The following is a 12,798-nucleotide window of genomic DNA, read 5'->3' as shown; positions in this document are numbered from 1 at the left end:
CGGACGCCATCTACTACACGAGCGTAGCAGTTCGGTTTGCCGATTCCGGACAGCCAAACGCTCAGAAGCCAAAACGAACACGCCGCTCGTTTTCCTGTGCCAGCCCACCAAGAAAGAGCACGCGCCCTAACGCGCTGCCGGGGTCAACTTCTCCTTCCACGTGCCCCCGTCCATCCAAGAGGTTGAAACGCGCCGTCAGTGCATGCGTACCTGAGCCTTGGATCGACGCATTAAGTATTGGGGTATCAGCACAGGATGCAGTCAAGCCTCCTTTGCCGAGTCCAATTGGATAAGGCACCAGCAATAGTAGGGACGACGCATTCAGCTCGCCCGCCGCCTGACTGCAGGTCTGCCAACTCCCGCGCCATTCCAGATCGCCGCGGGCCGTTCCTACCACCAAAGGAAATCGCTGCCACCACCTCAAATCGCCACCTGCAGTGCTTACCGACCATTCCCAAGGCCAACCCGAAAGCTTGAATTGCCATGCCTCCTGATCCGTTGCACCAAGCTGTACATCAATATGCCGAGGTGATTGCCATGACCACATCCAGGGGCCGCTAGAGAATCCATTGATTGTGACCCGTGAGACTGATCCCCCGCCAAGGTTGCCAGACATGCCGTCGAGTTGCGCCTCGTCGGGTAGCAGACGCGGTAGCCAGTCCGTCGTGGGCCATCGCAGTAAGCAGGAACCTGCAATCAGCAACGCAACGATAAAGGCCATCAACCCTGTCAAAATCTTTCGCATTCAAACACTCCGCTCGAATACCTTGCCGCCGCACTGAAAGGCGCCCACGAGACGTTTGCCCTGCGATTGAGCTTCAGTGTCCATGACTGTAGAGATCGCACCCTAGACAAAGACCCGCCATAATCACGCTCTGTTCAAGAGGCATTACGGATGAATGTCGAAGACCTGCGTCTCTTCGTGGCGACCCTTCAGGAAGGCAATTTCACCGCAGCGGCTGACAAGCTGGGTGTTTCGAAACAGTACATCAGCCGCCGGATCATGGCCTTGGAGGATTCGCTGGGCGTTCGGTTACTCAACCGTACCACGCGACGATTGCAGCCGACCGAACTCGGCATGCTGCTCCATGAGCGCGCCGTGCGAATCTTGAACGATCTACAGGAAACCCAGGAACTCGTCTCTGACCAGAGCCCAACCGTGCGCGGTACACTTAGGGTCAGCGCCCCGATGACGTTCGGTACCTTGCACGTCAGCCCGCTCGTACCGGTCTTCATGCAGCAGCATCCTCTTATCGCATTGGAATTGGAGTTCAACGATCGGTCGGTTGACCTGTTAGCCGAGGGATACGACATGTCCATACGCATCGGCCGGCTCGAAGATTCGACGCTCATTGCCAAGCGATTAACGTGCATGCAAATCGTTACCTGCGCCAGTCCGGCCTACCTTTCGGCCAATGGTGCGCCATCAACGCTGGCGGACCTGGGGCACCACGCCTGCGTGCTTTACGGGCACACACGTCACATCGAATGGCATTTCCAAGATAACGGGAAGCCAGTCAGTGTTTCCGTGAAAGGCAAGCTGAGAGCGAACAATGGCGAAGTCATCAGAGATGCTGCCCTGGCGGGCATGGGCATTGCGTATCTACCGACCTTTATTATTGGAGACGCATTAGCAAACGGATTGCTGGTGCCCGTACTCGAAGCGTTCCAGCCCCAAGGCGGCGCCGTATATGCCGTCTATCCCCAACATCGGCAATCCGCGAGAGCCGTTCAGGTGTTTTCCGATTTTTTACGTGAACGCCTCGGCGGCCTTTGATCGTCAACCTCAGCGTGACGTTCAGTCTGTATCCAACTACTTAAATGCCGCGAGAACAGACAGTAGGATGAATCCATCAATCAAAGGGGATTGCCCCGCCGAATGGAGAATCCGATCATGCTCGCAATTCGCAAAGCATCCGAACGTGGCGCCGCGAATCACGGCTGGCTCAAATCGTTTCACACCTTCTCGTTCGCGAACTATCGAGATGTGAACCAGCAGGGCTTTTCAGACTTGCTCGTAATCAATGACGACACCGTTGACCCCAGCCGGGGTTTCGGCGAGCACCCGCACCGGGACATGGAGATCTTCTCCTACGTACTGCAAGGTGAGCTGGCACACCAGGACAGCATGGGGAACGGCTCCGTTATTCGTCAGGGCGACGTTCAACTCATGAGTGCCGGACGTGGCGTCTCGCATAGCGAATTCAACCATTCCGACGTCTCGCCGGTGCACTTCCTGCAGATCTGGATCGTACCGAATGTTCGCCATGCCGCGCCCCGGTACCAGCAAGTGCATTTTTCAGAAGAGCAAAAACGCGGTCGGCTACAGCTCATTATTTCCCCGGATGGCGAAGACGGTTCGCTCCAGGTACGCCAGGATGCGCGCGTCTATGCCGGCTTAATCCATGGGGACGAACGCGCAGCGCTTGCGATCCCTGGGGATCGTCATGTGTATGTTCACGTCGCCCAAGGCGCTGTTGAACTCAACGGCATCTCCATGAATGCAGGAGACGGTGCTCGCCTGCGCCACGCTCAAGCCGTCGAACTGAGCCACGGTGAGAATGCCGAAGTCCTCGTATTTGATCTGCGCCCCAACGAGCTGCCAGCAATGCCGCAGTAGTCCAGTAATGAGCCCTGCAATGGCAGGGCTCATTACGATGCTACACCGCAACACGCTGCTGCCGCCCTTCCACGTCAACTTGTGTCCTGCCAGACCCGCCGGGTTTCATACGTTTTTTTTACGCGCTTGTACTCTTTCCGGAATCGAATTTTTACGGGCTGAACACAGAGACTCTCCCTAACGCGGACGTACCGCTAACAAGGAGAGCGTAATGACCATCATCGACGGTGCCGCTTTATTCATGGCGGCCGGGCTGTTTCTCTACTTGCTGGCCGCGCTGCTACGCGCAGGCAGGGAGTGATGCCCATGGCTTCCCAGGACATCGCGCTTCTTGCTGCATTCTTCCTGCTCGTCCTCTTGCCAGCTCCCTGGCTTGGGCGATTTTTCTACCGCGCCATGCAAGGGGAGCGAACCTGGCTACAGCCAGCGCTTCGGCCCATCGAGCATGTCATCTATCGCACCTGCAACATCGACCCCGAGCAGGGACAGACCTGGCAGCAGTACGCTCTGGCTTTGGTTGTTTTCTCAAGCCTGTGCCTCGGCGCCCTGTTCGCTCTGCTGCTATCACAAGGGAACTTGCCCCTAAACCCCGAGGGACTGCCTGGCCTCGAATGGACCCTTGCGCTTAATACAGCTGCGAGCTTCGTGACCAATACGAACTGGCAGGCGTATAGCGGCGAGTCAACGTTGAGCTACCTCAGCCAGATGGCAGGATTGGCCGTGCAGAACTTTGTCAGCCCCGCCGTGGGCCTCGCCGTGCTGGTCGCCCTTGCACGCGCCATTGCAGACCGCGCGAAGCCGACTATTGGCAGCTTCTGGGTCGACCTGACCCGGGCCGTCCTTTACTGCCTGCTCCCGCTCAGCTTTCTGCTAGCGGTATTCCTGATCTGGCAAGGCGTACCTCAGACGTTCGATAGCTATGTCCAGGCGACTACTCATCAGGGTGCAAGTCAAATCATTCCACTGGGCCCCGCGGCCAGTCAGATCGCCATCAAGCAGCTCGGTACGAATGGTGGCGGCTTCTTCGGCGTTAATTCCGCCCATCCCTTCGAGAACCCTACGCAATGGACCAATCTGGTCGAAATGGCATCGATTATCTTAATCCCCGTTGCCCTGCTCTTTACGTTCGGCCATTACGTCAAGGATCTGCGGCAAAGCAGAGCGCTGTTGGCCTGCATGCTCGTACTCTTCATCGCTGGGCTTGGGACGGCGCTCCATGCTGAATACCAGCCAAACCCTGCGTTTTCCTTGCTTCCCATCGAGCATACCGGGTCGCTGGAAGGCAAGGAGAGCCGTTTTGGGGTAGCAGGCTCCGTACTATGGGCCACGACTACCACCGCCGCATCCAACGGATCGGTGAACGCCATGCACGATAGCCTCAGCCCGGTTGCCGGCATGATTGCCCTGTTCAACATGATGCTTGGCGAAGTGATCTTCGGCGGGGTTGGCGCAGGGCTCTACGGCATGCTGTTGTTCGTGCTGATTGCTGTTTTCCTCGCAGGCTTGATGATCGGCCGTACACCGGAATACCTCGGGAAAAAGCTCGAAGCCCGCGAAGTGCGGCTGCTCGTGGCAACGCTCCTGGTAATGCCAGTTGGCGTGCTGGGATTGAGCGCGCTGGCCGTAGGCCTGCCGGGACCGGCAGGTGCTATCAGCAACCCCGGCCCGCACGGATTCAGCCAGATGCTCTATGCCTACACCTCTGCAACCGGGAATAACGGCTCAGCCTTCGCGGGTTTCGGCGCAAACACGCCCTACCACAACCTGATGCAGGCGTTTGCGATCCTGCTAGGGCGCTTCGGCTACATCCTTCCTGTACTCGCTATTGCAGGCAGCCTGGCCGCCAAGCGTGCCGCTCCGACAGGCCCGAACAGCTTTCCAACCCACGGCCCTCTCTTCGTCGTATTGCTCACGCTCGTCGTTCTGCTGATAGGCGGATTGACCTTCCTACCGGCCCTCGCGCTCGGCCCGCTGGCTGAACATTTCGGCGCAGTTCTCTAGAGGCATACCCATGAATATGCAAACAGTTAATCCAATCGAGCACGTCGCCGCCTCGGAACGAACCAGCTTTGGCGCACTGTGGAAACCCGCATTGCTTCAGGCCTTGCTGAAGCTCGATCCCCGCTCGCTCGTCCGTTCACCCGTGATGCTCACGGTTGAGCTCACCGCGATCGTCACGTCGGCGCTGTGTTTCGTACCTCACCCTGCGGTCAGCCCAATGCTGACGCTGCAGGTCGCTGTATGGCTGTGGTTCACCGTCCTGTTCGCCAATTTTGCCGAAGCATTGGCAGAGGGTCGCGGAAAAGCACGAGCAGACAGCCTGAAATCAAGTGGCCAAGACCTTATGGCGAATCGCCAAACGCCCGCTGGCGCATATGAGGCGGTCAAGGCCACCACCCTGCGTAGAGGTGACATCGTGCGGGTCGCAGCAGGTGAGCTCATACCAGGCGATGGGGAGGTGATCGAAGGCGTTGCCGCGGTCAATGAAGCGGCCATCACGGGGGAATCGGCGCCGGTCATACGCGAATCAGGTGGTGATCGCTCGGCAGTGACCGGGAACACGCGAGTCGTTTCGGATTGGCTCCTCATACGCATCAGCGCGAACCCTGGCGAATCGACGCTGGACCGCATGATCGCACTGGTGGAGGGGGCCAAGCGCCAGAAAACACCAAACGAGGTTGCGCTCGACATCCTGCTGATCGGCCTCTCGCTGATCTTCCTCCTGGTCGTTGCAACGCTACAGCCTTTCGCGCGTTATGCAGGCGGGGACTTGCCGATGGTCTATCTGGCCGCCCTGTTGGTTACGCTCATCCCTACAACAATCGGCGGCCTGCTTTCGGCGATCGGCATCGCTGGGATGGATCGCCTCGTCCGGCTCAATGTCATTGCCAAATCCGGGCGAGCCGTCGAAGCGGCGGGCGATGTACACACCCTTCTTCTCGACAAGACCGGTACGATCACCTTCGGCAACCGGCGCTGTACGGCGCTTCACAAGGCGCCGAACGTGACTACGCCCGAACTCGCCGAAGCCGCATTGCTGGCATCGCTTGCCGACGACACGCCGGAAGGCAAGTCCATCGTCGAATATCTGCACAGCCTGTATACGGTACCTGCACCCGAACGCACTGCTGTGACTGCCATCCCGTTCACCGCTGAAACGCGCTTGTCCGGCGTAGATTGGAATGGTCGGCGCTACCGCAAGGGGGCAGTGGACGCCGTACTCGAGTGGCTGGGCATCAGCCGGAATGATCTGCCGTCCACCTTGGCCCGTGAAATTGAACAGATTGCCCAGAGCGGCGGCACGCCTTTGCTGGTGGCTATCGATAACGAGCTCAGGGGCGCGATCCATCTGAAAGACGTCGTGAAGCCAGGCATTAGGGAACGTTTCGCCGCACTCCGTCAGATGGGCATCCGAACGGTAATGGTTACCGGGGACAACCCACTAACGGCCGCGGCAATTGGCGCCGAAGCGGGCGTCGACGATGTCATTGCCGAGGCCACGCCTGAGAAAAAGCTTCAGCGGATACGGCAGGAACAGGCTGACGGCAAGCTCGTTGCCATGTGCGGCGATGGCGCGAACGATGCGCCCGCGCTTGCCCAGGCCGATGTGGGCATGGCCATGAACGACGGGACCCAGGCCGCGCGCGAAGCGGCGAACTTGGTAGATCTCGATTCGGATCCGACGAAATTGCTGGACGTGGTGCAGGTCGGCAAGGCGCTGCTAGTAACGCGGGGCGCCCTGACCACTTTCTCCATCGCGAACGATGTCGCCAAATACTTCGCGATCTTGCCGGCGCTGTTCACAGGGCTGTACCCGCAGTTGGCCGCTCTGAACCTCATGGGCCTGCATAGCCCCCAGAGCGCCATCCTGTCAGCCATCATTTTCAACGCACTAATCATCGTTGCCCTCATTCCGCTTGCGCTGCGAGGCGTCCCGGTAAAGGCGACCGACGCCGGTGCCCTGCTACGCCGGAACCTACTTATTTACGGGGTCGGCGGCATCGTGGCCCCGTTCGTGGGCATCAAACTTATCGATCTGCTGCTCGTTGCCATCGGCCTGGTTTGAGGTAATTCCAGACATGAACATCGCCTCTCATTTGCGCCCCGCAGTCGCATCGCTGCTTTTCATGACGCTGATAACCGGCGCGGCCTATCCACTATTGGTTACTGCCATTGGGCAAGGCGCTTTTCCTGACCAGGCGAACGGTAGCCTGATCCGAGACATTGATGGCCAAGTGCGTGGTAGCCACTTGATTGCCCAGTCGTTCGAGGGAGACGGGTGGTTCCACTCACGCCCTTCTGCCGGCGACTACGCGACAGTTGCCAGCGGCGCCAGCAACCTCGCCCCGACCAATCCAGCGTTGACAGAGCGAATCCAAACCGAGAGCGAACGATGGGAGGCGACGAGAAGCCGCCCGGTGCCGATGGCGCTGGTTACCACCTCCGGAAGCGGATTGGACCCTGATCTGCCTCCCGACGCGGTGCGCTATCAGATTCCACGAATTGCCGCCGCGCGCGGTCTGGACCAACAGCGGCTGGAGGCGTTGGTCGATCGATACATTCGACCATCGCTGATCGGACCGGAGACGGTGAACGTCCTCGAACTCAACAGGGCACTGGACGCAATCGGAACGAGACCAACGCAACCATGAACAGTGGCCGACGAGCCGATGCACTGCTGGCCGGCCTGCCTCGGGAAGGGCGCGGTCGCCTGAAGCTCTTTCTTGGCGCTGCCCCAGGTGTTGGAAAAACCTACGCGATGCTGCAGGCTGCGCATCGCCTGCTCCTGCAAGGTGTGTTGGTCCGTGCCGGAATCATCGAAACACATGGACGAAGCGAGACCGCAGCATTGGTTGCCGGGCTGCCGCAGCAGGCGACCCGGTCCGTCCCCTATCGAGGATTGATGCTGGCAGAGCTGGATCTTGACGGTCTGCTCCAATCACCTCCGTCCTTGGTACTGGTGGACGAGCTCGCCCATACCAACGCGCCGGGCAGTCGCCACGCCAAGCGCTGGCAGGATGTTCAGGAGCTGCTGGCAGCGGGGATAGACGTCTACTCCACCGTTAACGTACAGCACTTGGAAAGCCTGAACGATCAGATCCTAGACATCACCGGCATCCGGGTCCGCGAGACCGTCCCAGATTGGGTCATCCATGATGCTGATGAGATCCTCCTGATCGATCTCCCGCCGCGAGAGCTGCTCGAGCGGCTCCGTGAGGGGAAGGTCTACGTACCGGATCAGGCGCGTGCCGCAATTGATGCCTTTTTTAGTCAAACCAACCTTACCGCTCTGCGCGAACTTGCCATGCAGACGGCAGCGGCGCGTATAGAGGCCGACCTGGATCGACGCGCTGCCCAGCTTGGAGAGCCTCTGCCGGCCGTACGCGGACGCTTGATTCTGGGTATCACGGGTGATCGCCAGGCCGAGGCGCTGGTGCGATATGCCAGCCGCGTAGCCGAGCGACGTCACCTTCCCTGGTCGGCGGTACATGTCGATGATGGGAAACCTACGGACGAGGCGCATCGAACCCGACTTCAATCAGCGCGGCAGCTGACAGAGCGGCTCGGCGGCGAAGCGATCACGCTACATGGCGACCCGCCAAAGGCACTGATCGAACATGCGCTCGAGCGCCGCGCTAATGTCATTCTCGTGGGCCGTAGCCGCGCACGTCTGAGATGGAAACGCTCGCTGCATGCGCGACTCGTCGCGGCAGGCCGGGGTCTCGAGATCAGTATCGTCGACAGCCAGGCGGAGACTCCACCCATCACATACCGCTCCAGCGCCCCGCTACGCTGGCGCCAATATCTGTTGGCATTGCTTGCCAGCAGCGTAGCGACCGGTATGGCGATGCTCGTCTCCCGGATACTCGACTTGCCCGACGTCGGCTTGGTGTTTCTTTCTGCGGTGCTGCTGGTCGCCGTTCGCACGAGCCTAGGTCCCGCGCTCATTTGCGCTGGGCTCTCCTTCCTGGCGTACAACTGGTTTTTTATCGACCCGGTCCACTCGCTGACCATTGCACGCGAACAGGACGTTCTCTCTCTGGCTTTCTTTCTTTTGATGGCTACGCTGACTGGCAACCTCGCATCACGCCAACGCCGGCAACTCGAAAGCATACGCTCGACACAGCGTGAGACGGCTACAGTGCTGGAACTCTCGCAGCAGCTCACCGCAGCCACCGACCGTAAGGCCGTGCTCACCGCGGCCATGCAGCAACTCGAAGGACACTACCCCTTCGATGTCATCATCCTGCGGCGAGACGCGCAGACGGAATGGTCATTCGAGAGTGGTATACGCGTCGGGTTGACTGAACAGGAACGTGCCGCTGCGGATTGGGCCTGGCGACACGGCCGTGCCGCGGGCAAGCACACCGATACCTTACCGGACTGTTCGTGGTGGTGGTTGCCACTCGTTACTCCCGATGGCACGCAGGCATTGCTCGGTGCGCGCCCTAACGGGGACGCTCCATTGAGTCAGGAGCAGCGGCGCCTGCTATCCGACCTGGGGCAACTGGCCGCACAGGCACTGGGGCGCGCTCAATTGGCCCAGGACCTTGAGGCGGCCAGGCTTCACGGAGAAACCGAACAGTTGCGCAGCGCGCTGCTCGCCTCTGTATCCCACGACCTGCGGACTCCGCTTACGACAATGCGCGGCTCGATCGACACGCTCCTCGTCCTAGGCCGCCAGATCAGCGAGCAGGACCGTCTCACGCTGCTCCGTGGTACCCGCGATGAAGCTGATCGTCTCGATCGTTATATCCAGAACCTGCTGGACATGACACGGCTCGGCCAAGCGGGCCTCCAGATCACAAGAGCGTGGATCGCGCCAACCATGATCGTTGCCAGCGCCACGGCGCGGCTCAAATCCCTACTCAACGAGCTGAACGTCGTTATCGACGTTGCCGACACGCTCCCCATGCTTCACGTACACGGTGCCCTCATTGAACAGGCTTTGATAAACATCATTGAAAACGCCGCGAGATTTTCGCCAGCCTCAGGAACGCTGGAGGTCAGGGCCCTCGTGGACCCGGATGCGTTTTGTTTTGTCGTGACCGACCAGGGCCCCGGTATTCCGCCCCAAGAACGGGCGCAGATCTTCGATATGTTCTATACCGCGGCGCGAGGCGATCGCGGAGGAAAAGGAACGGGGCTTGGCCTCGCGATATGTCAAGGAATGGTGGGCGCGCATGGCGGGCATGTGAGCGTCGCTGATGGTCCGGGCGGGTTGGGCACATCCGTTACGCTGTCACTTCCCATCCAACTTACGCAGAGACATACCCAGGATGGAGGCTAGCGAACCAGGTGTGCTGGTCGTCGACGATGAAAGCCAGATTCGGGCGCTCCTGCGTATCATCCTTGCCACCCTGAGGCTTGCCGTTCTAGAGGCGAGTAACGGCGCAGAAGGCCTACAACAGGCGCTGACCCATCGGCCGGAATTGATCATCCTCGACCTTGGCCTTCCGGATATGGATGGCCTGAATGTTCTAACTCAGCTGCGCACCTGGACTGCTGCTCCAGTGCTTGTTCCCTCCGCGAGGACCGATGAGCTGGACAAGGTAGAGGCACTTGGATGCTGGCGCCAACGACTACGTAACGAAACCATTCAGCGTCGCCGAACTACTGGCCAGGGTTCGCGTACTACTACGCCAGCGGCTGACCAACAGCAGTGCATCCACCGCCCTGCTCAGCGTCGGTCCGCTGCAAATGGATATCTCGCGACATCAGGTCATGCGTGATGGAGTGGCGGTCCACCTGACCCGGAAGGAATTCAACGTGCTGGCCCTGCTCATGAAGCATTCCGGGCGAATGGTCACCCAGCGTCAGTTATTGGTCGAGGTATGGGGCCAGAGCCATGTTCACGACCATCACTGTCTTCGAATCGTGATCGCGACGATCCGTCAGAAGCTCGGCAATGGTCCGCCCGAGCCAGTCCTGATTCGCACAGAACCAGGCGTCGGCTATGAACTGATCGAAAGGTAAGACGGCAGCCCCGGCGTATTTCAGGAACGCTCGTCACGCCGACGACGCTTCGCTTCATACATCGCACTGTCCGCGCGAGCCATCACGTCGTCGCTGTCACGCATGGCAGACGACTGGCTGGATGCGATGCCGACACTGACGCCTACCGACAGCGCTCCAACAGAGAGCTCGAACGGCTTTTCGATAGCGGTTGTGATGTCGGCGGCAATACGCTCGGCAATCGCCATATTAGGTACGCCCTCGGCAACAACGACGAATTCGTCACCGGCGAGGCGGCAGACGAAATCGCCCTTTCTTACCGCCTGTAACAGTCGACGCCCGACCTGCTTGAGAAGCTCGTCGCCGACGTCGTGGCCGTGCGCATCGTTGATCACTTTGAAGCCATCCAGATCCATGAAAAGGACCACGAACGGCACGCCGTCAGTGTTCGCGCTGTTAATCGACGCTTCGAGCCTGTCCTGCAGCGCGCGTCGATTGGGAAGATCGGTCAGGGGATCGAGCATCGCCTTGTCGAACAGCGCCCGTTCGAAGCGCTTTTGCTCGGTGACATCCTGGGACATCACGAAGAAGCCCACGACTTCGCCGTCGCGCACCTCAGGAATATAGGTCGCATTCCAAAGCCGGTCGCGATCCTGTTGATACTGCACACTTTCCTTCGTCACGCGCTCGCCGGCCAGCGCGCGCTGAAAGTACGGCATCAGCTCATCCAGGAGATCGGGCCGAATCATGCTCGAAAGGTGCTTACCGGCGAGGTCAGCGGGATCGACACCAAACACCTCATTGTAGATATGGTTGTTGAACCGGTAGCGTAGATCCTTGTCCACCTGAGCGATCAGGATAGGCAGGTTGTCGGTGATGGTCTGCAGTACGCGGCGGCTACGCTCCAGCTCAAGCGTCCGCTCCCTTACCGATCGCTCGAGCTCGGCGCGGTGGTTTTGCAGCATCTGCTCGCTACGCTTACGCTCGCCGATATCCAGGACGACCGCAATGAACTGCGGCGCATGGCCTTCGTGCCCCTGCAACAGCGAGACGCTCACCTGTGCCCAAACCGGCTTTCCGTCGCGATGGATGTACCGCTTCTCGACCGAATAGCTCGTACGCGTGCCCGCGACGAGCTCCGCCGCCAGCAATCGATCGGCGCCAAGATCTTCCGGATGGGTAATGTCGCTGAACTTGAGCTGCGTGAGTTCGTCAGCCGTATAGCCCGTCAGCTGGCAAAACTTCGGGTTGGCTTCGATGAAACGCCCTTTCAGATCAACGATGATCTTGCCGGTTGGCGTTTCACGAAAAATCGTCGCGAAACGCGCATCACTGCGCGCCCGCGCCAATCGCTCTTCTTCCCAGACCCGCTTGCCCTGCTCGGTTACAGCGCGCTGCAGGAGCTCGCGTTCGACAATACTCGCCAGATCGTGAAACGCCGCCTTCATGCCAGGCGTCAGCGCTCGGGGTCGACGGTCGATTGCGCAAAGCGTCCCCAGGGCGAGGCCGTCAGCCGTTTTCAGTGGGATCCCCGCGTAGAAACGTATGTGCGGGCTACCCACCACAAGAGGATGCTGATCGAACTGCGGATCTGCCAACGTATCTTCGATCAGAAAGATATCTTCGGCGTGGATGGCATGGGCGCAGAACGCAACGCTTCTTGGGGTCTCCTGCAGGTCGATGCCGACCCGTGACTTCACCCATTGTCGCGAATCGTCGACCAACGACACCAGCGTGATTGGGACGTCAAGCAGCTGCGCCAGAACGCGCGTCACACGGTCAAAGGTTTCCTCAGCCGGCGTGTCGAGGATATCCAGACTGCGCAAGAGCCGAAGGCGTGCCTCTTCATTCAAAGGCTTGGGTGGTATCAGCATGTCTGGGCCGGTCATTGGCGCGTTCGTAACGGGCTACTAAAAAGCCGCCACGCTGACACATTTCAATCTGGACATCCAGCATCGCTGAACCCCGGTGAAACTCCGCGCTAAGGCTGGAACGGTTTCAGAGGCGGGCGCGCAGCGCGGGCCCTTGACCCATGGTAGCTCAGCCCCGCGGTTATCGAACGCGTTGTAACGATTTGGGGCGATCGGGCTCTCGCTTGAAAAGAACGACAACCGGATCCTCATCTCATTTAGAGATGGAAGTATCTTAAATCAGCATGTCGTTACTTGAACGTAGCGCACCTAAGATGGAGAAGCCCGTCGCCGACCCCAGTCCAGCCCACG

9 protein-coding genes and 1 pseudogene are annotated in these 12,798 nt (G+C 59.7%); 8 read left to right on the top strand and 2 right to left on the bottom strand.

What is annotated here, in order from left to right:
• Positions 1-61 precede the first annotated feature (61 nt).
• Positions 62-745 carry a hypothetical protein gene (locus tag ACY8D3_RS06660; protein ID WP_462382721.1) on the bottom strand — a complete coding sequence of 228 codons (684 nt, stop codon included), beginning with the start codon at positions 743-745 and terminating at the stop codon, positions 62-64.
• A gap of 150 nt (positions 746-895) precedes the next feature.
• On the opposite strand from ACY8D3_RS06660, the gene ACY8D3_RS06655 reads away from it, so the two are divergent.
• The 8 genes and pseudogenes from ACY8D3_RS06655 to ACY8D3_RS06620 all read left to right on the top strand — a co-directional run bounded on the left by ACY8D3_RS06655 (position 896) and on the right by ACY8D3_RS06620 (position 10,597).
• On the top strand, positions 896-1,777 hold the full coding sequence (locus tag ACY8D3_RS06655; protein ID WP_462382719.1) for a LysR family transcriptional regulator: 882 nt from the start codon (positions 896-898) through the stop codon (positions 1,775-1,777).
• A 117-nt stretch (positions 1,778-1,894) separates the two neighbouring features.
• A complete protein-coding gene (locus tag ACY8D3_RS06650; protein WP_462382717.1) occupies positions 1,895-2,620 on the top strand; it encodes a pirin family protein in 726 nt (241 codons plus the stop codon).
• A 211-nt stretch (positions 2,621-2,831) separates the two neighbouring features.
• A complete protein-coding gene (locus tag ACY8D3_RS06645) occupies positions 2,832-2,921 on the top strand; it encodes a potassium-transporting ATPase subunit F (protein ID WP_462382716.1) in 90 nt (29 codons plus the stop codon).
• A 5-nt stretch (positions 2,922-2,926) separates the two neighbouring features.
• Entirely contained in the window at positions 2,927-4,621 is a 1,695-nt protein-coding gene (gene kdpA, locus ACY8D3_RS06640; RefSeq protein WP_462382714.1) for a potassium-transporting ATPase subunit KdpA, read from the top strand.
• A 10-nt stretch (positions 4,622-4,631) separates the two neighbouring features.
• Complete coding sequence (gene kdpB, locus ACY8D3_RS06635) at positions 4,632-6,686, top strand: potassium-transporting ATPase subunit KdpB (RefSeq protein WP_462382712.1); 2,055 nt, start codon at positions 4,632-4,634, stop codon at positions 6,684-6,686.
• A 19-nt stretch (positions 6,687-6,705) separates the two neighbouring features.
• Positions 6,706-7,272 (top strand): potassium-transporting ATPase subunit KdpC, encoded by a 567-nt coding sequence (kdpC, locus tag ACY8D3_RS06630; protein WP_462384275.1) that lies wholly within the window; start codon positions 6,706-6,708, stop codon positions 7,270-7,272.
• A complete protein-coding gene (locus ACY8D3_RS06625; protein WP_462382710.1) occupies positions 7,269-9,911 on the top strand; it encodes a DUF4118 domain-containing protein in 2,643 nt (880 codons plus the stop codon). Before kdpC ends, ACY8D3_RS06625 begins: the two co-directional genes overlap by 4 nt.
• Positions 9,901-10,597: pseudogene (locus ACY8D3_RS06620) on the top strand (response regulator). Before ACY8D3_RS06625 ends, ACY8D3_RS06620 begins: the two are co-directional and overlap by 11 nt.
• A 20-nt stretch (positions 10,598-10,617) precedes the next feature.
• On the opposite strand, the gene ACY8D3_RS06615 reads toward ACY8D3_RS06620, so the two are convergent.
• Positions 10,618-12,465, bottom strand: a complete 1,848-nt coding sequence (locus ACY8D3_RS06615) for a sensor domain-containing diguanylate cyclase (RefSeq protein ID WP_462382708.1) — start codon at positions 12,463-12,465, stop codon at positions 10,618-10,620.
• Positions 12,466-12,798: the final 333 nt, after the last annotated feature.

This window comes from Pseudomonas sp. Marseille-QA0892 (assembly GCF_054950135.1).
This window is presented reverse-complemented; position numbering and strand designations above follow the sequence as displayed.

Coding starts and splice junctions, on each gene's coding strand:
- ACY8D3_RS06660 (WP_462382721.1), bottom strand. CDS start 745: ATGCGAAAGATTTTGACAGGGTTGATGGCCTTTATCGTTGCGTTGCTG.
- ACY8D3_RS06655 (WP_462382719.1), top strand. CDS start 896: ATGAATGTCGAAGACCTGCGTCTCTTCGTGGCGACCCTTCAGGAAGGC.
- ACY8D3_RS06650 (WP_462382717.1), top strand. CDS start 1,895: ATGCTCGCAATTCGCAAAGCATCCGAACGTGGCGCCGCGAATCACGGC.
- ACY8D3_RS06645 (WP_462382716.1), top strand. CDS start 2,832: ATGACCATCATCGACGGTGCCGCTTTATTCATGGCGGCCGGGCTGTTT.
- kdpA (WP_462382714.1), top strand. CDS start 2,927: ATGGCTTCCCAGGACATCGCGCTTCTTGCTGCATTCTTCCTGCTCGTC.
- kdpB (WP_462382712.1), top strand. CDS start 4,632: ATGAATATGCAAACAGTTAATCCAATCGAGCACGTCGCCGCCTCGGAA.
- ACY8D3_RS06625 (WP_462382710.1), top strand. CDS start 7,269: ATGAACAGTGGCCGACGAGCCGATGCACTGCTGGCCGGCCTGCCTCGG.
- ACY8D3_RS06615 (WP_462382708.1), bottom strand. CDS start 12,465: ATGACCGGCCCAGACATGCTGATACCACCCAAGCCTTTGAATGAAGAG.